This window comes from Streptomyces sp. NPDC111628 (genome assembly GCF_055635195.1).
Window position 1 is genome coordinate 647,324 of sequence record NZ_JBVKBZ010000006.1, and the last position, 21,396, is coordinate 668,719.

General features: G+C 71.2%; 17 protein-coding genes and 2 pseudogenes. 7 read left to right on the forward strand and 12 right to left on the reverse strand.

Annotated features, from left to right (window positions below; all coding sequences use genetic code 11):
- Positions 1-27 precede the first annotated feature (27 nt).
- The 3 genes from ACZ7MF_RS32325 to ACZ7MF_RS32335 all read right to left on the reverse strand — a co-directional run bounded on the left by ACZ7MF_RS32325 (position 28) and on the right by ACZ7MF_RS32335 (position 4,937).
- Positions 28-2,595 carry a collagenase gene (locus tag ACZ7MF_RS32325; protein ID WP_471481806.1) on the reverse strand — a complete coding sequence of 856 codons (2,568 nt, stop codon included), beginning with the start codon at positions 2,593-2,595 and terminating at the stop codon, positions 28-30.
- A gap of 177 nt (positions 2,596-2,772) precedes the next feature.
- Positions 2,773-3,450, reverse strand: coding sequence for a GntR family transcriptional regulator (locus tag ACZ7MF_RS32330; RefSeq protein WP_471481807.1), 678 nt, complete (start codon positions 3,448-3,450; stop codon positions 2,773-2,775).
- A 95-nt stretch (positions 3,451-3,545) separates the two neighbouring features.
- Positions 3,546-4,937, reverse strand: coding sequence for an aminopeptidase P family protein (locus tag ACZ7MF_RS32335; RefSeq protein WP_471481808.1), 1,392 nt, complete (start codon positions 4,935-4,937; stop codon positions 3,546-3,548).
- Between the two features lie 203 nt (positions 4,938-5,140).
- Here ACZ7MF_RS32335 and ACZ7MF_RS32340 point away from each other — a divergent pair, with 203 nt between their 5' ends.
- Complete coding sequence (locus ACZ7MF_RS32340) at positions 5,141-6,124, forward strand: LysR family transcriptional regulator (RefSeq protein WP_471481809.1); 984 nt, start codon at positions 5,141-5,143, stop codon at positions 6,122-6,124.
- On the opposite strand, the pseudogene ACZ7MF_RS32345 reads toward ACZ7MF_RS32340, so the two are convergent.
- A pseudogene (locus ACZ7MF_RS32345) lies at positions 6,079-6,510 on the reverse strand (GlxA family transcriptional regulator); the annotation flags it as partial. The gene ACZ7MF_RS32340 and the pseudogene ACZ7MF_RS32345 sit on opposite strands and share 46 nt — an antisense overlap.
- Before the next feature lie 61 nt (positions 6,511-6,571).
- Between ACZ7MF_RS32345 and ACZ7MF_RS32350 the strand changes: the two are divergent.
- Positions 6,572-6,943: a Rossmann-fold NAD(P)-binding domain-containing protein gene (locus tag ACZ7MF_RS32350; RefSeq protein ID WP_471481810.1), complete on the forward strand. Its 372-nt coding sequence runs from the start codon at positions 6,572-6,574 to the stop codon at positions 6,941-6,943.
- Between the two features lie 144 nt (positions 6,944-7,087).
- Positions 7,088-8,986 (forward strand): ABC transporter ATP-binding protein, encoded by a 1,899-nt coding sequence (locus ACZ7MF_RS32355; RefSeq protein WP_471481811.1) that lies wholly within the window; start codon positions 7,088-7,090, stop codon positions 8,984-8,986.
- Here ACZ7MF_RS32355 and ACZ7MF_RS32360 read toward each other — a convergent pair.
- The 5 genes from ACZ7MF_RS32360 to ACZ7MF_RS32380 form a co-directional block, all read right to left on the reverse strand.
- Positions 8,925-9,404, reverse strand: a complete 480-nt coding sequence (locus tag ACZ7MF_RS32360; protein ID WP_471481812.1) for a thioesterase family protein — start codon at positions 9,402-9,404, stop codon at positions 8,925-8,927. The two genes, ACZ7MF_RS32355 and ACZ7MF_RS32360, sit on opposite strands and share 62 nt — an antisense overlap.
- On the reverse strand, positions 9,401-10,357 hold the full coding sequence (locus ACZ7MF_RS32365) for a 3-hydroxyacyl-CoA dehydrogenase NAD-binding domain-containing protein (RefSeq protein ID WP_471481813.1): 957 nt from the start codon (positions 10,355-10,357) through the stop codon (positions 9,401-9,403). Before ACZ7MF_RS32365 ends, ACZ7MF_RS32360 begins: the two co-directional genes overlap by 4 nt.
- Before the next feature lie 27 nt (positions 10,358-10,384).
- Positions 10,385-11,278 (reverse strand): beta-keto acid cleavage family enzyme, encoded by an 894-nt coding sequence (locus ACZ7MF_RS32370; protein WP_471481814.1) that lies wholly within the window; start codon positions 11,276-11,278, stop codon positions 10,385-10,387.
- A 54-nt stretch (positions 11,279-11,332) separates the two neighbouring features.
- Positions 11,333-12,190, reverse strand: a complete 858-nt coding sequence (locus ACZ7MF_RS32375) for a TetR/AcrR family transcriptional regulator (RefSeq protein ID WP_471481815.1) — start codon at positions 12,188-12,190, stop codon at positions 11,333-11,335.
- 119 nt (positions 12,191-12,309) lie between these two features.
- On the reverse strand, positions 12,310-14,148 hold the full coding sequence (locus ACZ7MF_RS32380; protein ID WP_471481816.1) for a glycoside hydrolase family 3 protein: 1,839 nt from the start codon (positions 14,146-14,148) through the stop codon (positions 12,310-12,312).
- A gap of 255 nt (positions 14,149-14,403) precedes the next feature.
- Between ACZ7MF_RS32380 and ACZ7MF_RS32385 the strand changes: the two genes are divergently transcribed.
- A complete protein-coding gene (locus tag ACZ7MF_RS32385) occupies positions 14,404-15,444 on the forward strand; it encodes a DUF6215 domain-containing protein (protein WP_471481817.1) in 1,041 nt (346 codons plus the stop codon).
- A gap of 241 nt (positions 15,445-15,685) precedes the next feature.
- On the opposite strand, the pseudogene ACZ7MF_RS32390 reads toward ACZ7MF_RS32385, so the two are convergent.
- Together ACZ7MF_RS32390 and ACZ7MF_RS32395 are read right to left on the reverse strand one after the other, a co-directional pair.
- A pseudogene (locus tag ACZ7MF_RS32390) lies at positions 15,686-15,871 on the reverse strand (fumarylacetoacetate hydrolase family protein); the annotation flags it as partial.
- Positions 15,808-16,413 carry a helix-turn-helix domain-containing protein gene (locus ACZ7MF_RS32395; protein WP_471481818.1) on the reverse strand — a complete coding sequence of 202 codons (606 nt, stop codon included), beginning with the start codon at positions 16,411-16,413 and terminating at the stop codon, positions 15,808-15,810. The pseudogene ACZ7MF_RS32390 and the gene ACZ7MF_RS32395, both read right to left, overlap by 64 nt.
- Positions 16,414-16,544: 131 nt before the next feature.
- On the opposite strand from ACZ7MF_RS32395, the gene ACZ7MF_RS32400 reads away from it, so the two are divergent.
- Positions 16,545-16,907, forward strand: a complete 363-nt coding sequence (locus ACZ7MF_RS32400; protein ID WP_471481819.1) for a hypothetical protein — start codon at positions 16,545-16,547, stop codon at positions 16,905-16,907.
- Positions 16,908-16,914: 7 nt separating this feature from the next.
- Here ACZ7MF_RS32400 and ACZ7MF_RS32405 read toward each other — a convergent pair whose 3' ends face one another.
- Positions 16,915-18,696: a hypothetical protein gene (locus tag ACZ7MF_RS32405; RefSeq protein WP_471481820.1), complete on the reverse strand. Its 1,782-nt coding sequence runs from the start codon at positions 18,694-18,696 to the stop codon at positions 16,915-16,917.
- A 621-nt stretch (positions 18,697-19,317) separates the two neighbouring features.
- On the opposite strand from ACZ7MF_RS32405, the gene pcaDC reads away from it, so the two are divergent.
- Together pcaDC and ACZ7MF_RS32415 are read left to right on the forward strand one after the other, a co-directional pair.
- Positions 19,318-20,667: a bifunctional 3-oxoadipate enol-lactonase/4-carboxymuconolactone decarboxylase PcaDC gene (pcaDC, locus tag ACZ7MF_RS32410; protein WP_471481821.1), complete on the forward strand. Its 1,350-nt coding sequence runs from the start codon at positions 19,318-19,320 to the stop codon at positions 20,665-20,667.
- Between the two features lie 43 nt (positions 20,668-20,710).
- Complete coding sequence (locus ACZ7MF_RS32415; protein WP_471481822.1) at positions 20,711-21,346, forward strand: MBL fold metallo-hydrolase; 636 nt, start codon at positions 20,711-20,713, stop codon at positions 21,344-21,346.
- Positions 21,347-21,396: the final 50 nt, after the last annotated feature.

A 21,396-nucleotide genomic window follows, 5' to 3' on the forward strand; every position in this document is an offset into this window, starting at 1 on the left:
TCGTTCCCGCGCCGGGTCCGCGCCGGGTCAGTAACCGGTGGCGACGGTCACCCCGTCGAAGCCGTCCACTGCGTACAGGCTGATGTAGTGGGCGCCGGCCGCCGGGTGTTCGACGGTCAGGGTGTGACTGTTGCCGACGCCCGTGTCACGCCGCGTGTAGCCGGTGGTGCCCGGCCAGCCGCTGTCGCTGTAGTACAGGTCCGCGTCACCCGTGCCGCCGGAGGTGGTGATCGTCAGCTGCGTGGTGCCGGCCGGGACGTAGAGATAGAGGTACGCGTAGTTCCCGGTGGTGGCGGACTGGCCGCTCCGCCGGCAGTTCTGACCCAGCTCCCTGGTGTCGGTGCCGGCGCACTCGGTGCCGGTGCCGCCGCTGACGGCGACCGTCCTCGTCGCGGTGGCGGTCGCGCCCTTGTCGTCGGTGACGGTGAGCCGCACCGTGTAGGCGCCGGCGGTGCCGTACGTCTTGCCCGGGTCGGCGGCGGTGGAAGTGGTGCCGTCGCCGAAGTCCCAGGAACGGGAGGCGATGGTGCCGTCGGGGTCCGTCGACCGGTCGGTGAAGGCGACCTTCAGGCCCTGTACGTCGGTGGTGAACGCGGCGGCGGGTGCCTGGTTGCCGGGCGGGTTGGTGCCCCCGCCGCAGTCACCGGCGGCGCAGCCCGCCAGCCAGGTGTACCAGTCGTCGTCGTAGCGGGTGCCGATGGTGCCGGTCAGGTAGGCGCGGGCGGCGTTCCAGTCGCCGGCGCGGTAGTGGCCGAGCACCGTGTCCAGGTCGGCGCGGTGCTTGTCGAGCATGTACCGCGTGGCGAGGTAGCCCCAGCGGTAGACGCGGGTGGTGTCGTGGCTGTACGTGGTGTCGAAGAGGGTGCTCAGGGCGTAGGTGCCCCGGCCGGCCTCGGTCATCGCCTCCGTGTACGGAACGCCGCGGTAGGAGTAGGAGACGTACTCGGCGAAACCTTCGACCCACCAGATGGTCGGGGTGGTGATGTTGGCGTTGAAGTCGCCGTACATGTCGAAGCGGCCGTCGAGGTAGTGGGTGTATTCGTGGTTGAGGTTCCAGATCTGGAAGTCGGGCCGCAGCCATTCGGCCTCGTAGGCGATGAAGCGCGGCTGGTTGCCGGTCGCCGACGGGTCGCCCTCCAGGTACATGCCGCCGTTGTTGGTGTCGATTCCGAACATGGCACCGGCGTAGGTCTGGTAGTCGGTGCTCGAGTCGAAGACCACGACCTCGATCGTGTCGTTCTTGTCGCCCGCGACCGGCCCGCCGTCCCGGGCGACCGAGTGGAAGTAGGCGTCCTGGCCGCGCAGGCTGTCGCAACTGGACGACAGCTCGCCCGAGGACATCTGCTGGGCCCTGATGGTGATGCTGGAACTGCACGTGTACGTCACCGGCAGCACGGCCTTCTCCAGCTGCGCCGGCAGGTCGCAGGTGCCGTAGGAGGAGCAGTTGGCGGGGTCGTAGTAGGCGGTCATCTCGGCCACGCCGACCCAGAGCGGGGCGGTGTCACCGGTGATCGCGCTCGAGCTCAGCAGGCCGGCGGCGAGCGGGCGGACCTTGCTCCGCAGAGCGGAGTGTTGCAGGAACCTGCCGAGTTCACGTCCGGCGTTGGACGTGAGGTAGGACTGGTCCGTACCCAGGAGTGCGAGGTGACCGGTCGCGAAGCCGTACAGGGCGTCGATCAGGCTGGGATCCGACTCGACGGCGCTCACGAACGCGGGCACCTGGTGACCGCGGAAGGTCACCGTGTAGACGTTGTTGACCGCGTTGAGCATCCACCAGGAGGAGTTCCAGGAGGAGTCGTAGTCCGCCAGGAGCCGTTTGACGACGTGGATGTAGCGGGCGTTCTCCTCGGCGCTGTCGATGAGGGTCACGGCCTCCGCCAGGGTCTCACCGTTGGCGTCGCCGACGTCTCGGGAGTGCGGACTGGCGAAGAAGGCGTCGAGCCCCGCGCGTATGGCCGTCTGCAGGCCGCTGCCGTAGGAGCCCACCGTGTCGGCGTTGTAGTAGTGCACGTAGTAGCCGGCGCGGAGATAGAGCACGAGCTGCGGCATGCCGGTGCTCGCGTTGCCGGGGTAGGACGCCGAACCGTCGCGCAGGGCGTAGGCGACGGTGGTCATCTGCGCTTCGCGGAATGCCTGGTAGGCGTCGCTTCCGGTCAGGTTGAACAGGGTGTTGACGCAGTCGGTCGTGGATGACTCGATCTGCCGCACCAGTGCGCTGCCGGTGCGGGTGGTGAAGGCGGAGACGTCGCACGCGGCGGCCGCGGCGGTGGTCTTCTTCCGGTCCGCGGCCCGCGGTTCCGCGGGTTCTTCGTGCTGTCCGTAGGACTGCTTGAGCGCGTCCTTGCTCGCCGCCAGCGGAGGAATCGCCGAGGCCGTCAGCCGCCCCTTGCCCACATGCTCGGTCGGGGCGGTGACGGACTGGGCCACGGGCGGGGGACCGGCGTGCTGCTGTCCCGTGTGCGCGGCCCGTGCGGCGGAGACGGGGGTCGGGGGCTGGGCAGCGGCCGGCTGCGCCAGAAGACCGACGCCCATGGCGACGGTCAGGGCAAGCGGCAGGGCCGCTCCCAGACGCCGCCGGACAGATGACGTTCTCACTGTGCCTCCCATGAGAGTGGGGATCACGATGGATTGAAGTGAGCATGACCATTGCTGTGCCATGTACCATTGCACATGTGACATGGCATGAAAAGCGGCCTGACGGAATCACGGCCCAACGGTTTACGTCATCACCAAGTGGCCCGTGACAGAGGGGGACTTGAGTGCCCTCTCGGCTCAGTCCCCGGCGTTCGTCCTGCCGTCCGCCCACAGGGTGCGGACGTGCGCAAGATGGCGGCGCATGCATTCCTCGGCCTCGCCGCCGCGGCCCGCCGCCATCAGGTCCAAGAGGTCGACGTGCTCCTGGGCGGAGGCGACCAGCCGCCCCGTCTCGTTCAGGCTGCCCAGCCCGAACAGGCGCGAGCGCTTGCGCAGATCGGCCACCACCTCCACGAGATGGTGGTTGCCGGCCAGAGCCAGCAGCTCCAGGTGGAACCGGTGATCGGCTTCGAGGTACTTGAGGACGTCGTGCTTCCGGGCCGCGGTGACGATCTGCTGTGCCAGCGGGCGCAGCGCCTCCAGTTGCTCCGCGGTCGCCGTCGCGGCGACGCGGCCCACGGTGGGAACCTCGATCAGCGTCCGGATCTCGGTGAACTCGTCGAGGTCCCGCTCGGTCATCTCGGTGACCCGGAAGCCCTTGTTGCGCACCGCTTCGACCAGGCCCTCCCTGGCGAGGTCCAGCATGGCCTCGCGCACCGGAGTCGCGGAGACGCCCAGCTCCGCGGCGAGGGTGGGGGCGGAGTAGACGACACCCGGACGCAGGTCACCGGCGATGAGGGCGGCCCGGAGCGCGTCGCCGACCTGGTCACGCAGATGGGTCTGGACGGAGATCGCCTGGGACCTGAGATGCGGCATCCGTGCTCCTGCGTCCGACCAGCCAATGACCTCCCACTATACAATGTCACGTTGTGTCGACGGTCGGTGCGGGCCCGCGCTGCCCGGTCGCCCGGTCAGCGCAGCGACGCCATCCAGGTCTCCACCTCGTCGGCGCCGCGGGGCAGTTCGGACGACAGACACACGGCCCCGTCGGCGGTGACGAGGAAGTCGTCCTCGATCCGTACGCCGATGCCCCGCAGTTCCGCGGGCACCGTCAGGTCGTCGGGCTGGAAGTACAGTCCCGGCTCGACGGTGAGGACGTGACCGGCCTCGAGCACACCGTCCGGACAGGTCTCCCGGCGGGCACCGGCGCAGTCGTGGCAGTCGAGACCCAGCATGTGCCCCGAGCCGCAGAGGGTGTACCGGCGGTACAGGTCGGACTCGGCGGTGGCGGACGTGCTGCCGTACGGCCGCAGGCCCCACGCGTCGAGTCCCTCGGCGACGACGCGCATCGCGGCCTCGTGGAAGTCGCCGTACCGCGCCCCGGGCCTGAGCGCGGCGATCCCGGCCGACTGGGCGGCCCACACCAGGTCGTAGACCCGGCGCTGGACATCGGTGAAGCGGCCGCCGACCGGCAGTGTCCGGGTGACGTCCCCGGTGTAGAAGGAGTCGGCCTCCACGCCTGCGTCCAGCAGGAGTAGCTCCCCGTCCCGCACCGGGCCGTGGTTGCGCGTCCAGTGCAGGACGCAGGCGTGGGCACCGGCCGCCGCGATGGTCTCGAATCCCAGTCCGTGACCCCCGAGCCGGGCGCGCCGGTTGAAGGTCCCCTCGATCCAGCGTTCCCCCCGGGCGAGGCGCGTCGCCTGACGCAGTTCACCGACGGAGTCCTGGAAACCGGCGACCGTCCAGTCCACTGCCGCACGCAGCTGCGCTACCTCCCACTCGTCCTTGACCAGTCTCAACTCCGCCAGAAACTCGTCGAGTTCGAGATCGGCGCGGGGATTCGGGGCCACCGTCGCGTCGACGTGCGCGTCCACGCCGCGCAGCACACGGGTCGGTACCCTCCCGCGCAGGGCCCGCTCCAGGCCGTCGCGCCCGGCGGCCTCGATGCCGAGCGCGGCCGAGGTCTCCTGCAGCGTCCGGCGGCGACCGGTCCAGAACTCGCCGTACCGCCGGTCGCCGTGGAACTCCGCGCCGTTCGGTCCACCGTCGCGCGGGGACCGCGGCCGGGTGAACAGGGTCGTCGTGTGCCCGATTCCGGTGGGCTCGAAGACGAGGACGCTGTCGGGCACCGCATGCGCCCCGAGTTCGGCGGTGAGATGGACGAACGCGGAGTGCGGCCGGAAGGCGTAGTCGAAGTCGTTGCTCCTGACCTTCAACCCGCCCGCCGGCACGACGACGCGTTCACCAGGGAAGCGCTCGGACACCGCCGAGCGCCGCTTGGACGCGTACGCCGCCCCCGCCAGGAGCGGCAGACTGCGGCCCGTGTCCGCCCACCCGCCGTCGAAGGCGTTCAGCTCTGTCATCCGGTGACTCCCTTGCTCTCGTCCGGCTCTCCAGAAGGGCCAGGAGGCGGAGTCGAGATTTCCACGGCGGATTCGGCCGGACAACGGGCCCGGGCATAAGAGAACACGCGGACCATGCATAACCTTCGGCTTCCCGGCCCGGAGCCGGCCGGCCGGCGAACGCATAATGGACGCCCGTTCCCGCCACACGACGAGGTGTACCGATGGAGCTGGAGCTGCGCCACTTGCGTGTGCTGTGCGCGATCGCCGATTCCGGGAGCGTCGGACGGGCGGCGGCCGCGCTCGGGTACACCCAGCCGGCGCTGAGCACCCAACTGCGCCGGATCGAGCGACTGCTCGGCGAGGGGCTGTTCGCGCGCAGCAGCACGGGAGTGGAGCTGACCGCCTACGGGGCCGACGTCGTGAGCCAGGCCCGCGAGATCGTCACCCGCGCCGATGCTCTGGGACGGCGACGGAGGACGGGCGGCCCGCCCGCGCCGGTCCGCAGACTCCGGCTCGGCGTCACCAACACACCGGTGGTGCCGACGCTCCTGGACGCCCTCCGTGAGGCCTGCCCGGATCTCGCGGTCTCCGTCAGCAGCGTCTACGCCACCGGCGAGCTCCTCAGGCTTCTGGAGGCCGGCGAACTCGACGCCGCCCTGGGCGTCGACTACCCGGGGCTGCCGGTGCGGTACTCCGCCGCGCTCGCGCACCGCGCCATCAACACCGTGCCGGTCTTCGTGGCCCTGCATGTCGGCCATCCGCTGGCGCACCGCATCGAGGTCCCGCTGGAGGAACTGTCCGAGGACACCTGGTTCGTCTCCCACGACGACGGAGTGGGCTGGCCCGGTGCCTTCTACGACGCCTGCCGGGCCGCGGGGTTCCGGCCCACCGACACACACGAGTTCCACGTACTCGACCAGTTGCAGTCGATGATCGCCAAGGGCCTCGGGGTGGCGCTCGTCCAGCCCACCGTGTGTCCTGTCGACGGGGTACTGGTCAAGCCGCTGGCGGGAGATCCCCTGTGGCAGCGGCACCTGCTCCTGTGGCGCCGGGAGCTGGTCGGAGCGCCGGTCGTCGAGGCCCTCCACCACCATGCCGTCCACGCCTACCGGAACCTGCTGGCCGGAGCCCCGCACCTGCAGAAGTGGGTGACGCGCGGCTACACGTCCGCGCGCGTGCCCGACGGGTTGAAGCTCGCGCGGTAGGCCGTGGGCGTCAGCCCGATCCGGGCGACCAGATGCTTGCGGAGGGAGTCCGCACTGCCCAGACCGCTCTTGCGGGCCACCTGGTCCATGGGCAGCCGGGTGGTCTCCAGCAGTTCCCTCGCCCGGTCGACGCGCCGGTGCAACAGCCATTGCGGGGGGCTCAGTCCGGTCTCCGCGTGGAAGCGCCGGGTGAGGGTGCGCACGCTCGTCCCGGCGTGCCGCGCCAGGTCGGTCAGGGTGAGCGGGCGGTCCGGGTGTTCGAGCGCCCAGGCACGGGTGGGGGCGAAGGACGTACCGCGCTCCGGCGGCATCGGGGTCTCGATGAACTGGGACTGGCCGCCCGGCCGTACGGGAGGGACGACCGCGAGCCGCGCGGCCGCGTTGGCCGCCACCGGTCCCAAGGGGCGGGCCAGAGCGCGGGTGTGGGAGGAGGCCGCCGCCTCGGGGGTGAAGGTCACCGAGGTGCGGGCCGCCCAGTTCTACGGTGCCGGCGCCTTCTCGGTGTTCAGCCTCATGGTGCAGGGGCCGGTCCTGGCCGGCAGGCTTGCCCTGGTGCCCCAGGAACTCGACGTGCCGCACAGCTGCTCCGCGATCGGCGACACCGCCCGCACGCTGGTCGCCGCGAGCCGCACCGAGCAGGCGTACGGCCGGGCCTGGCACGTCCCCACCTCGACCCTGTCGGTGCGGGAACTGGCCGGACGGCTCGCCGGACTCGCGGGTGCGCCGACCCCTCGAGCCCGGTCACCCGTTCGTCGTCGACCACTCGGAGACCGGGAAGATCCTGGGCGTGCACGCCACCCCGGTGGACGACGTCCTTAGGGAGGTCGTCCCGAACCCGGGGGCGTAGACAGCCCCGGCACCGGCCGCACGGTGTCCGGTTCTCGCCGGTCCGGGTTAAATGCCTGGACTGTGGCCCCCGTCCGACGGGAGACTTCCGGCTTCCGAACCTCCGGGAGTGTGACGGTGACGACAGACACGCGAGGACCGGCGCCGGGCAGGAGCGCGGTCGTCCTGGCGCTGCGCCACTACGGCCGGGAACTGCTGCGCCTGCGGCGGCTGGCCCTGCCCGCGCTGCTGCTGCCGGCCGTGGGCAACATCGGCATCCGCTACATCGCGCCCCTGCTGATCGCCAAGCTGGCCGGACAGGCCGCCGACGACGGCGGTCTCACCCTCGGCCGGGCGCTGCCGTACGTGCTGGGCTTCGGCCTGACGCTGCTGCTCGCCGAGGCCGTCTGGCGGGTCGGGCAGCACTGCCTGAACCGCGTGGACGCCCTCGGCATGGAGCACCTGTACGTGAGCGGCATGGACGAACTCCTCGCCATGGACGCCGCGTTCTTCCACGACAACTTCGCCGGCTCCCTGACCAAACGGGTGCTCAGCTTCGGCAAGCGCTTCGAGGACTTCGTCGACACGGTGACGTACCGGATCGTGGGCAGTCTCGTCCCCCTGGTGTTCGGTGCCGTGGTCCTGTGGAGCTACGAACCGATGCTTGTCGTCGGCCTGTTCCTGATGATCGCGCTGACGGTGGTGGCCGCGACACCGCTGATCCGGCGCAGGCAACGGCTCGTCAACGACCGGGAGGCCGCGATCGCCCGGGTCTCCGGCCATGTCGCCGACAGCCTCATGAACATGGAGACGGTCCGGGCGTTCGCGGCCGAGCAGCGGGAGGCGGCCGAACACCGCAGCAGGGTCGCGGACTCCCGGCGCCTGACGCTGAGATCGTGGGACTACGGCAACCTGCGCGTCGACATCCTGATCGCGCCCATGTCCGTACTGACCAACGTCCTGGGTCTGTTGGTCGCCATCGCCTTCGGCGGCCCGGGCCAGGGGGTGGAGGAGGTCGTCGTCGCCTTCACCTACTACTCCAACGCCACCCAGATCATGTTCGAGTTCAACCAGATCTACCGGCGGCTGGAGAGCTCGATGACCGAGGCCGCCCAGTTCACCGAGCTGCTGCTCGACCCGCCCACCGTGGTCGACGCCGACGCACCCGTACCCCTCGTGCCGCGGGACTCCGGCATCCGCTTCGAGGCGGTGACCTTCGCCCACGCGGGCGCGAAGCCGATCTTCCGGGGACTCGACCTGGACGTGCCCGCGGGCGCCCGGATCGGCCTGGTCGGCAGGTCCGGCGGCGGCAAGACCACGCTCACCCGGCTCCTGCTGCGGATGTCGGACATCGACCGCGGACGCATCCTGATCGGCGGCCAGGACATCAGCCTGCTGCGCCAGAGCGACCTGCGCTCGCTGATCGCCTACGTCCCCCAGGAACCTGCCATGTTCCACCGCAGCCTGCGGGACAACATCGCCTTCGCCCGGCCCGGCGCCACCGACGAGGAGATCCACGCGGCCGCCGCGGCCGCGCACGTCACCGAGTTCGCCGACCAGCTCCCGGACGGCTTCGGCACACTGGTGGGGGAGCGGGGGGTGAAACTGTCCGGCGGCCAGCGCCAGCGCGTCGCCCTCGCCCGGGCCATCCTGCGCGACGCCCCGGTCCTGCTGCTGGACGAGGCGACCAGCGCGCTCGACTCGGAGAGCGAACTCCTCGTCCAGGACGCCCTGTGGCGGCTGATGGACGGGCGTACGGCCCTCGTGGTCGCCCACCGCCTGAGCACCGTCGCCGGCATGGACCGCCTCGTCGTCCTCGACCGAGGACGCGTCGTCGAGCAGGGCTCCCACGAGAAGCTGCTCGCGACGGACGGCGCCTACGCCAGGCTGTGGCGGCACCAGTCGGGGGGCTTCCTCGGCGAGAGCAACGGGTCGGCGGACGGAGGGGACCGCCGCGACGACGGTCCCCCGCGCCTCAGGCCACGGCGGGGATCGAGCGGCCCGCCCAGTGAGGAGGCGGCTCGGTCAGCTCCGTGAAGCGGCGCCGCACCGGCTCCGGGAACTCGGTGGCGCGCCCCGCCTGCTGGTCGACGTGGACCGCGAGCAGCTCGGACGTCGCGACCGCGGCCGCGTCGGGCGCCGGCTCCGCGTCGGGGCCGGGCACCACGTACATCTCGTGCGTGAAACGCGCCTTGCGGGCCGCCGCGCCCAGCACACGGGTCCGGACGGCCAGATGAGCGGCCTCGGGCACGTCGCGGAGGAAGCGGACGTGGGACTCGACCGTGTAGAGGGAACAGCGGGTGGACTCGCGGTAGCCGGAGTCCAGGCCCGTCCCGGTCATCAGCGCGTCCGTGGCGTGACCGAAGACGAGGACGTAGTAGGCCTCGCTCAGATGGCCGTTGTAGTCGATCCACTCCGGGCGGACCGTGCTGCGGAGCAGCGGGAGCCCGGTCATCGGGAGTCCTCCTCGGGGCTCAGGCGGCCGGTGGCGCGCAGTACCTCGACGACGCCCCGGTCGCGTTCGGCCACCAGGTCGGCGATGGAACGGCCGTCCGCCGCCTCGTCGCAGCCGGCCACCACCGCGTCGTACAACTCCTTGTCCAGTTCCGGCGCCACCAGGCGCGTCCACGGCGACTTCAGGGACGGACCGAAGTGGTCCAGCATGTGTGCCATGCCGCCCTCGCCGCCCGCGAGCGCGAACGTCAGCATCGGTCCCATCACCGCCCAGCGCAGCCCGGGGCCCTCGGTGATCGACAGGTCGATGTCCCGGACCGTCGCCTCGCCGCCGGCCACCATGTGCAGCGCCTCGCGCCACAGCGCCTCCTGGAGGCGGTTCGCGATGAAGCCCGGGACCTCGTGGTCCATCGTGATGACGGACTTGCCCGCGACCTCGTAGAAGCGGGATGCCCAGGCCACCGCCGTCGCGTCGGTGTGCTCGCCGCCGACGACCTCGACGAGCGGGATGAGGTAGGGCGGATTGAACGGGTGGCCGACGACCAGGCGCGAGGGGTCCGCGGCCGTCGTCTGCATGTCGGTCATCGGATAGCCGGAGGTGGACGAGGCGATGACGACGCCGGGCGGCGTCGCCGCGTCCAGGCGGGCCAGCAGATCGCGCTTGAGAGCGAGCTTCTCGGGCGCGCTCTCCTGGACGAACTCGGCGGCGGCGACGGCCTCTTCCAGGGTGCCGGTGACGGTGAGCCGGTCGGTCGACGCGCCCTCGGCGAGGCCGAGCCGGGTGAGCGTCGGCCACGCCGCCTCGACCAGGCGGCGCAGCCTCGGTCCGGCGTCGGGCGCCGGGTCCCAGGCGGTCACGTCGTAGCCGCGCGCCAGGAAGTGGGCGACCCAGCCGCCGCCGATGACTCCGGCGCCGACACAGGCGACGCGGCGGACGTTCTCGGGTGAGGTCATGAGGGGGTCCTTCGTGGTCGCGGTGGGCTACTTGCGCGGCTTGAGGCCGAGCGTGGCGCGGGCCTCGTCCGGTGTCGCGACGCGGGCGCCCATCGACTCGGTGAGGGTCACGGCCCGTTCGACGAGCTGGGCGTTGGTCGCCCTGTTGCCCCGGCCGAGGTACAGGTTGTCCTCCAGGCCCACCCGGACGTGGCCGCCGAGCAGGATCGACTGCGCGACCCACGGCATCTGCATCCGGCCGAGCGCGAAGCTCGCCCAACGCGCGCCGTCAGGCAGCATGTTGACCATCGACTGGAGCACCCCGGGGTCCGCGGGCGCGCCCCACGGGATGCCCATGCACAGCTGGAACACGGTCGGGTCGTCGAGCAGGCCCTCGGCGAGCAACTGCTTGGCGAACCAGAGCTGACCGGTGTCGAATATCTCCAGCTCGGGCCGCACACCCAGCTCCTGGATGCGTCGCGCGCCCGTGCGCAGCATGTCGGGAGTGGAGACGTAGAGGTTCGAGCCGTCGCCGAAGTTGAGCGAGCCGCAGTCCAGCGTGCAGATGTCGGGAAGCAGGTCCTCGACGTGCGGAAGGCGCTCCAGACCGCCGACGAGGTCGGTGCCGGGCAGGTGGGTGAGCGGGTCGTCCGGGTCGATGACCAGATCGCCGCCCATGCCGGCGGTGAGGTTGATGACGACGTCGGTGCCGGTCTCCTTGACGCGCTCGACGACCTCCCGGTACAGCTTCGGGTCGCGGGACGGATCACCGGTCTCCGGGTCGCGCACATGGATGTGGACGACGGCCGCTCCGGCGGCGGCCGCCTCCACGGCGTTCCTGGCTATCTGTTCCGGGGTGACGGGGACGTGGGGGCTCTTGCGGACGGTGTCGCCGGCGCCCGTGAGCGCGCAGGTGATGATGACGTTCTCGGTCATGGGCATGCGGGGGCCTCCCGGGGGATATGGGCCAGGGCAGGGGATTCCGCAGCTCTTGAGCTACGGGGCCAGGATCGTGTCGTTGACGTGGGTGGTCAGCGCCGTGTGCATCGCGTCCGCGGCACCGGCGGACGCCGGCCCGCTCACCGACAGGACGTGCGTCGCCAGGCCGTCGATCAGAGCGGTCAGCGTCAGTGCCGCCGCCTGCGGATCGAGCCCGGCGCGGAAGACGCCCTGTCCGACACCTCGGCGTACGACGTCGGCGACGGTCTCGCGCCACTGCCGGTAGTACTCGGAATGCAGACGGCCCACCGTGGTGGAGCGGGCGGCCTCGGCCCACAGGTCGAGCCACACCGCCCACTGGCGGCGCTGCTGCGCGGTGCGCGGCGTCTGCAGCGCGATGAGCTGGGACAGCTCCGCCGCCGCGTCGTCCGCCTCGGCGAGACGGGCGGCACGGCGCGCGGTGTCCTCGTCCATGCACCAGCGCACGGCCGCCTCCAGGAGTTCGGCGCGCCCCGGGAAGTGGTAGTGGATCGCGGCACTGCTGGTGGCGCAGGCGCGGGCGATGTCGGCGACCCGCACCGCGTGGAAACCGTGCTCCGCGATCAGCCGGACCGTCTCGCGGACGATCTGCAGCGGTCGCCCGCCCTCGACACCGGTCGCCGGTGGCGTGGCCTTCTCCCGGGACCGGGTGCCGAGCAGCCGGCCCGCGTCGACCTTGCCCTCGTCGGCGATCCGGGCCAGCTCCGCGACCGTGAAGCGGCGGGTGCCGCTGAGCGAACGCGACAGCTTGGACGGATCCATGACGACGCGGCGCGCGAACTCGCGCTGACTGACGCCCGCGGCCGCGATGACCTCGCGGACGCGGGCGGCGGTGTCGGCGTTCGGTGCGCCGTCGAGGACGTCGTCGGTTTCCACGGGCCACGACCTTAGACACGTGTTGCGGAAAACTCAACACGCTCGAAGGGAAAACCGCTGGAACAGTGGCCCGTTGAGACCCTGACTGTCGTGTCAGTCAGAGATGGAGGCGGCGGTCGTCAGCGCCCCCGGCGGTCGTCGTACGACAGGCCGTGCCCGAGGCGGAAGAGGACCTCGGCCGGGTCGTCCGCCCGCTGGACGGGTACGGGCAGCTTGCCGCGCGGATCGACCCGGCCGGCGATCACCCGGGCTGCGGCGCGCAGTTCGACCTCGGTCCAGCAGTAGGAGGCCAGCGAGGCCCGGACGTCGCCGAGGTGGGCGATGTCGTAGGGGTTGCGGACCGCGAGGTGGACGACCGGCACTCCCGTCGCGAGCAGCCGGGACACCAGGGTGCGCTGGGCGCTGGTGGCGCTGACGTTGTCGGTGGTGACGACCACCGCGTCCCGTCCGCGTGCCGCGGCCACCGCCTCGTCGATCTTTGCCGCGTCGGGCGCCCGGCCGGTGGCGAGGTGGGAGGTGCGGTAGCCCAGTTCGTCGAAGGCCGCGGCCAGTTCGGGCACCGTGGTGCGGGTGTCGTCGGTCGGGAAGGCCGGGCTGGCGCCGACCACGAGCAGCCTTCGCTGCCGACGGTGCAGCGGGAGCGCCTCGTCCTCGTTGACCAGCAGGGTGGTGGTGCGTTCGGCGATCCGCGCGGCGGCGAGCCGGTGCCTGCGGGCGCCGACGACCCGGTCGACCTCCTTCGGGGAGGTGTAGGGGCTCCCGTCGAACAGGCCGGCCTTGTCCTTGACACGAAGGATGCGCAGAACCGACTCGTCGAGCCGCTCCTCGGTGATCTCACCGCCGCGGACGGCGGCCAGGACCCCCTGGTAGGCGACGTCGATGTCCGGCGGGAACAGCAGTTGGTCCGCACCGGCCCTGAGGGCGAGGACCGGCACGCGGTCGTCGCCGTACTTGGTGCGCACGCCTTCCATGTTGAGGGCGTCCGTGACGATCACACCGTCGAAGCCGAGTTCGTCGCGCAGCACCCCCTGGAGGATCGCGGGCGACAGGGTGGCCGGGTCGTTGCTGGGGTCGAGCGCGGGGACCTGGAGGTGCGCGGTCATGATCGAGTCGACACCGGCGGCGATCGCGGCCCTGAAGGGCGGGGCGTCGATGCGCTCCCACTCCTCGTGGGTGTGGGTGATCACCGGCAGACCGGTGTGGCTGTCCTGGCCGGTGTCCCCGTGGCCCGGGAAGTGCTTGGCGCAGGCCACGACGCCGACCTGCTGGTATCCCGTCACCTGGGCCGCTACCATGCGGCCGACCTCGCGGGCGTCGGCGCCGAAGGAGCGGATGTTGATGATGGGGTTGGCCGGATTGACGTTGACGTCGGCGACCGGGGCGAAGTTCTGATGGATGCCCAGGGCGGCGAGTTCGGTGCCCGATATCCGCCCGGCGGTGCGCGCGTCGGAGAGCGAGCGGCCCGCGCCGAGCGCCATCGCGCCCGGCAACTGGGTGGCGCCGCTGCCGATGCGGACGTTGACCCCGTGCTCCTGGTCGATGGAGATCAGGGACGGAATGGGCGTGGGCAGGGCGAGCGAGGCCCGCTGCACACCGTTCGACAGGTCCGCGATCTGCTGGGGGTCCTGGATGTTGTTCGTCCAGCCGTGGAAGTAGATGACACCGCCGATGTGGTACTTGGCGATGAGCTCGGCCACGGTACGGACGCCGAGTTCCTTGAGGTTGCGGTCCTGGTCCAACTGGCTGGGGGATGTCGCGGACGTACCGTAGAAGTACGGGACGAACAGCTGGCCGATCTTCGCCTCGACGCTCATCCGGGAGACGATTCTCTTGAGGCGCCGGTCGCGCCCGTGCGCGATCGCGGGGGTGGCCGCGGCACCTACGACGCCCGCCGCGCTCGCGGCGACGGCGGTCGCGGAGGCGATGACGGCTCGTCTGGACAGACTCCGGTCCTGCATGCGGACATGCTCCTTCCAGCCTTGCCCATCAGGGGAATTGAAGGAAACGTGGAGAACTCCGAACAGCGGGAAACGTAGCCCGCCGATCTGGGCACGACAAGAGGTCTAGACAAAATAGGTCTAGACAAACGGCCGCGGGTGGATCCGGCTTCAGGCTGCTCACCCCCTGCGCAGCGGTTGGTCACGGTTGAGTCCTGAGCCGGAACTGTGGCCTCCGTCACAGCCAGTGTGATCTTGGCCTGGTGAGATCGCCGGATGCTCGGTTTCCTCATCCGCCTGCTGCCCTTCTGGGTCCGCGAGCCCCTGCTCATCGTGGTCGGGTCCGTGTTGGGCGTACGCCTCATGTATCTCGCCTTCCGCGACGGCGAATGGGTCCCGGCCGGGATCGGCGCGGCGTTCCTGGTGTTCACCGCGGTGCGCGTGCACACAGTGGTCCAGGCCCTGCGCGCCCGACGGAGCCCTGGCCCGGTGGCCGCGGCGGACGGGACGGGGTCGGCGACACCGACGGTGTCTGATACTGCTGCCGTCCCGCCGCAGCCGCAGCCGCAGCCGCAGCCTCCGGCGGAGCAGCGGCGTCCCGCCCCGGCCGCCGAGGAGAAGGAACCCAACGCGTGGGGCCAGGCCGCCGCGGCCGTGGCCGTGTTCGCGGCGCTCGGAGCCGCGCTGTGGCTGGGCCCGCGCCTGCTGCCCTCCGAGGACGCCGGCGCGCCGCATGCCGTCTCGTGCCCCGGCGGGGAGGGCGAGGAGCTGCCGGCCGCCTACAAGAAGACGCCCCGGGCCGTGACCGGCGGCGAGCTGTGCGCGGCGCTCAACAGGTCCGACCTGGCCCAGCTCCTCGGAACCCCGACGGAGACGGCGACCGCGGCGTCCGGCAGCAGCAACACCGCTCCCCTGACCGACGGGAAGGTCGCCCAGCCGGAGGCGGAGGTCCAGTTCGACACGTACACCGTGCACGTCTCGGTCACGTACAACAAGCTGTCGATCGCCCAGTACGTGAAGCTGATGAAGTACGGCGAGGAGACGGACGTCAAGACCCTTTCCGTTCTCGGCCGACCGGCGGTACTCGCCTCGGACCACACCATGAGGATCGAGATCAATCTGGGGAGCGGCGGGTCCGGCGGACCGGTGGAACAGGGCCCCCTGGCCCGAACCCTGACCGTGGCCCTCGACGGAAAGGACCCGGGCGGCTACTACGACATCACCGTGTGGAGCACGTCCGGCACCCTCCCGGACGACAGCGTCCTCCTCGACCTCGCGGAGAAGCTCCTCCCGACGCTCCCCGAACGGACCGTGTGACGGAGCGGGCGTCCCGGTCTCGATGCAGCCGGGGTGGATCGTGTTGACGCGGATACCGCGCGGGCCCAGTCCTGTTCGCTGGTGACGTCGAGGCGTCGGCAGCCGGGCGCCCCCTCACGTCGGTGGCGATGACGCGGGCACCTCCCGGGTGAGCGACTCGGCCTCGGCGGCGCCCTGCCCATCTGCCGCGCCGGTGACGACGACGAGACCTTCCCGGTCAGCCTCTTGGGGCGCAGGTCGCTCACGGCCGCTCCCGGGTCCGGCGCCGGCCGGAAGGCAACGGGACGGGCTCGACACCGGGGACGACGCCGTTGGCGAGCGTGCCGATGCCCTCGACGGTGAGGGTGACGGTGTCGCCGGGCCTCAGCGGCGGCGGGGTCTGCTCGCCGCGCCGCCCCCAGAGCTCGGCGAGGCAGCCGCCGTTGCCGCGCCGCACGTGCGTGCCTGGGCGAGGACCGCCCTGAGTCGGCAGCTGTCGGTGAGGGTGAACGGGGCGTGCCGGGGCATCTTCCGCGCGATGGCCTCCTCTTGTACGGGTTCCAAGGACGCGACCTCCCACTGCCGCAGCCCGATGCGACAGCGGCCTTGCGCGTCGCGTTCCAGAGCACCCCACACGAGCAAATCGCCCACCATGCGGTGCACGGTGGACACGGGCAGACCTGATCGCCGGGCCAGCTCGCTCAGGGGCAGGTGGGGACGCTGTGCAGTGAAGGCACCGAGGCTGCACAGGGCGCGGCCGATGACCGGCCCCGTCCCCGTGGCGGACGAAGCTCCGGAATCCTGTGGGGGCGTCGATGAAGGTGCGATGCGCAGGGCGTGGTGAGTCAAGGCGTGAGTCCTTCCTCGCTCCGGGGTGGCCCATTGCGTACCGGGCTTACGGGCCGTCGCTGAGTGACTCGTTGTCCATCGACGCGATCTTGCGGAGGATCTCGACGGCCAGTTCCCGCTCGCCCCCGGGCGAAGGCGCACCTCTGTCGGGCGAAATTCAGGGCTCCACAGGTGCGGACTGCCAGGAGGACCGCGCGCGGGGAGGGGCCGACGCGTGACGGGGCCAAGGAAGAGGGTGGCAGGTGAAGTGACCGCGTCCGTAGAGTAGCGGGATGGGACTCTTCAAGCGCAACAAGGCGACGTCCGGCCTGCTGCTGGTGTCCGACAGGGGCATCCAGCAAGTAGAGACCGCCTCGTACGGGATGGATCTCGTGCAGGAGGTCGCTCGTCTTCTCGGCTCGGAGCACATACGCTCCACCAAGCTCGGTGAGGAGCTCACCCTCTGGTACGCCGAGGACGGCCCGGGTCGGGCACGCTCCGGCCCGCCCAACCCCGTGGCCAGCCGGCTCCTGGCCGATCACGGCGCGGCGCCCGTAACCGGTCCCGCGGTCGTCGCCGGTCCGCTGCTGTACGGCAGCCCGTACCCGCTGGGCGCCGAGGAGATCACGCAGGTCTCGGGGCGCCTGCAGGGATAGCCGCGGCTCAGCCGGCCATGACCGCGACGATGTGGGGCAGGAGTACGGCGTTGGCGCTGCCGAGGGACACCCTCACGGGCTGGTGCCTGCCCCGCTCGTGGATCCACACCAGGCCGTCCGCGACCTTGACGTCCGTGAGCGAACCCCAATCGGCCTCCATGACCCCGCGCAGCGTGAGCCCGCCGCGGTGCACGCGCATCTCGCCGATGGTGAACGACCCGCCGCGCCGGATCAGGTCGAGACGCTGCGCGAGCAGTCGGGGCTCGAGGACGCGCTGCGCGAACTCGACCAGGGCCAGCCACGCTTCGGGGGCCTCGGCCCGCTTACCGCCCTTGCTCCAGGTCAGATTTTCCAGGCTCTTCGGTGAGTTCCCGTATCTGCCCACGCCGAATGTGTACGTATTGGTGTACATGGAGGGGAACAGGAAGCCCTGGTGTTTGGTCCGCGAGACGGGATACCGGACCCACTCGATCTCCTCCCAGGTCAGCGAGTCACCGCCGTACGTGATGCGCTGCTGGTCGGCGACCACGTGTGTCGTCCAGCCGACCAGACTGTCCACGAAGGGGCGCTCGGGGGCCTCCTGGAGCGGGGGTGCGGATCGCGGAGGCGCCGTGTGCGGGGAGGCCGTGCGCCGGCCGTTCGCCCCGGCATAGGTCCGCAGCCACGCCGGTACCCCGGCCCGCGGGTAGGCGGCGAGGTCGTTGCGGTAGTGCCTGGGGGCGAGCAACTGCCCGTCGGGGAGCCGTTCGTCACCGTAGTCGTACTGGGTGGAGACCTGGGCCTGGCCGCCGGGCCCCTTGGTGACGGCGACCATCAGACGCAGCCACGGTCCGGCCGGCATGGCGGCCGCGAGGTGGCGCTGGCGGCGTACGAGGAGGGCTATTTGCTCCGGCACCCGTGCCTCCACGGGCCGTTCGTGCTGCCAGAAGCACAGATCGGCCGTCTCGGCGGAGACGGCGCAGGAGAATGCCGCCACCATGCGTTCCCACCGCTGTGGTCCGCACAGCGCCAGCTGGCGGGCGATCTCGTCGGTCAGCGCGGTCACGCGGGCCGACGTCATGTCCTCGGGCGGGGTGCCGACGACGGTGAAGTCGGTGATCGCGCCCGGCTGCCCGGACCGGGCATCGAGGCGCTCGAACTCCGCCTTGAGGTCGTTCATGAACGTCTCCTCGGCGGGCGGACGCCGTACGAAGGCCTCCTCCGCGGTGAACAGGGCGTCGGCCTGTCCGGGCGGGATCGCGGAGTTGACCTCCTTGATGCGCCCGGTGTCGCCGACCATGAACACCGAACGGCCGACGGGCATGTCGAGGAAGGCCATGGGATCGCTGTCGTCGACGTCGACGGGCGCGTATACGCTCCAGCCCGCGGCGAACCGATCCGCCACCAGGTTCTGGGTCGGGTAGTCCAGGCCGCCGGTGGCGATGTGCTCCTGGACCAGGGCGATGGCGCGACGCTCGTCGATGCGTCCGACCGCACCCGGTTGCGGAGCCCTGCCCAGCGGATGGCTCGGGTCCGCCCCGTCTGGGCCCGGGTAGTGGTGGGTGAGCTCGAACCACAGGCGCATCTCGTCGGCGGTCACCGCGTCGGTCCCGGGGCTCACAGCGTCCCACGTGCCTCCGGGATCGCGGGCGTAGAGCGCGACGGACGCCCCCTGGGAGACGGTCACGTAGTCGCAGGCATGGACATCTCCGTACGCGGCGACCCATGCGAGCGATGGCGCGGCGGGGCGCTCCTCTCGCGCGATCTCCCTGCCGTCCATGCCCATCGCGGCCAGTACATGGCGGGGCATCAGCACCACTCCCTCGCAGACACGGGGCACGACCGTAGCCCAAGACGACCATGGGGGCGAAGCAGGTGTCCCGTTTCGGGGCCGCCGCCTCAAGCGGTGGAAGCGCTGCCACAACACCACCCACGCCAAAATCCGTTGCCTCGGCGAACAGGCCATGGCCATCCTCAAGGGGTGGGCTCTCCAGGGTGGCCGTGTGCGGGGCGGGAAGGCGGATGGGGCTCCGTCCGGCGGAGATCTGCGGTCTGCGGTGGCCGGACATCGACCTGGACGCAGCCACGCTCAGCATCGCCAGTGGAACGTCGGGGGCGGGTAGGTCCTCGTGGATGAACTTGGGTGCGCGCGGAACGGTCGGCAGCTTCGAACGCGGGCCTACGAAATAATGGACGCAAACGGCCTTCGCAGGGTCCGTCTGTACGATGCTCGGGCGTCTTGCCTCACGTACTTCGCCACCAACGGGGTGCCGGATCACCTGCTCGCCAGGTGGGCCGGACACACGAACGTGAAGACGACGAAGAAGTGGTACGTGCAGCCAGCCGTGGCGTACCCGCTTCCGGCGGCGGAGGCATGGGGAGGTTTCGCAGGGGGCGTGTGACTGATCGTGACAGATGAAGGTGTGAACCCGTGACCGAAGGCAAGACCGAGACGCTGCAATACCGCTTTGACGGGCCAGAACACCTACCAGTCCTGATCTTGGGCCCGTCCCTCGGTACCACCTGGCACATGTGGGACCGCCAGGTGCCCGAACTGACCCAACAGTGGCGGGTCTTCCGGTTCGACCTGCCCGGACACGGTGGCGCCCCGGCCCACCCGGCGGGGTCCGTCGCCGAACTCACCACGCGTCTGCTGGCCACCCTCGACGGACTCGGCGTGCAGCGCTTCGGGTACGCCGGCTGCGCCTTCGGCGGTGCCGTCGGCATCGAGCTGGCCCTGCGCCACCCGGAGCGCGTGGCCTCCCTCGCGCTGATCGCCGCCTCGCCCCGCTTCGGCACGGCCGACGAGTTCCGCCAGCGCGGCGTGATCGTGCGTACCAACGGGCTCGACCCCATCGCCCGCAGCTCCCCGGAGCGCTGGTTCACCGGCGGGTACGCGGCCGCCCAGCCCGCGATCACCGAGTGGGCCGTGCAGATGGTGCGGACCACCGACCCCGGCTGCTACATCTCCGCCTGCGAGGCCCTCGCCGCGTTCGACGTGCGCGGGGGACTCGGCCGGGTCGGCGTACCCACCCTGGTCCTCGTCGGCTCCGACGACCAGGTCACCGGGCCCGCCGAGGCCCGCACGCTGGTCGCCGGCATTCCCGACGCCCGCCTCGCGGTCGTCCCCGGGGCCTCCCACCTGGTCCCCGTCGAGCAGCCCGCGGCCGTCACCGACCTGCTGGTGCGGCACTTCACCACCGCCTGGCAGGCCGCCCACGACGCCACCTCCACCGGCCAGATCCCGGTCCCGGCCCACCCCACGGCACACCAGGTCCCGGTCCCGGCCGCCGGGATCCCCGCCGCCCCCGTTCAGCCGGTGCCGGCTCCGCCGCCGCAGGTCGCGCCCATCGCCGAGATCGCCCCGGCCCCCGTCGTGCCGCAGCAGGCACAGGGGCGGCCCGACCCGTACGACGCGGGGCTCAAGGTGCGCCGCGAAGTCCTCGGGGACGGGTACGTCGACCAGACGCTCGCGCAGGCGGACGAGTTCTCCGGGGACTTCCAGGAGTTCCTGACCCGCTACGCGTGGGGGGAGATCTGGGACCGGCCGGGCCTCGACCGGCGCTCGCGCAGCTGTGTCACCCTCACCGCCCTCGTCGCCGGTGGCCACCTGGACGAGCTGGCGCCCCACCTCAGGGCCGCCCTGCGCAACGGCCTCACCCCGGGCGAGATCAAGGAAGTGCTGCTCCAGGCGGCCGTCTACTGCGGCGTACCGGCCGCGAACGGCGCGTTCCGGGTGGCCCAGCAGGTCATCCGCGAGGAGACGACACCACCGGAGTAGGCCCCTCGGGCAGGGAGCGGGCGTGCGGCGGCAGGATGGAATCATGAAGCTCACCAAGAAGTCGCACGCCTGTGTCCGCCTGGAAAAGGACGGGCAGACGCTCGTCCTGGACCCGGGCGGGTTCAGCGAGGAGGACGCGGCCCTCGGCGCGGACGCGATCCTCGTCACCCACGAGCACCCGGACCACTTCGACGAGCTGCGGCTGCGCGCCGCCATGGAGGACAACCCGGCCGCGGTGATCTGGACGCTGAAGTCGGTCGCGGAGAAGATCTCGGCGGCGTTCCCGGGCCGTGTCCACACCGTCGGGCACGGCGACACCTTCACCGCCGCCGGTTTCGACGTACAGGTCCACGGCGAGCTGCATGCCGTGATCCACCCGGACATCCCGCGCATCACCAACGTCGGCTTCCTCGTGGACGGCGGCAAGGTCTTCCACCCCGGCGACGCCCTCACCGTCCCCGACCACCCGGTCGAGACACTGATGCTGCCGGTCATGGCCCCGTGGAACAAGATCGCCGAAGTGATCGAGTACGTCCGCGAGGTCGGGCCGCGGCGGGCCTACGACATCCACGACGCGCTCCTCACCGACCTCGCCCGCCCGATCTACGACCGCCAGATCGGCGAACTGGGCGGCTCCGAACACCTGCGGCTGACCCCCGGCGACTCGGCGCTGCTCTGAGGCCCCGCCCGGGGCTGGACCGCGTTGTCAGTCCCGCCCGGTAGGTTGTG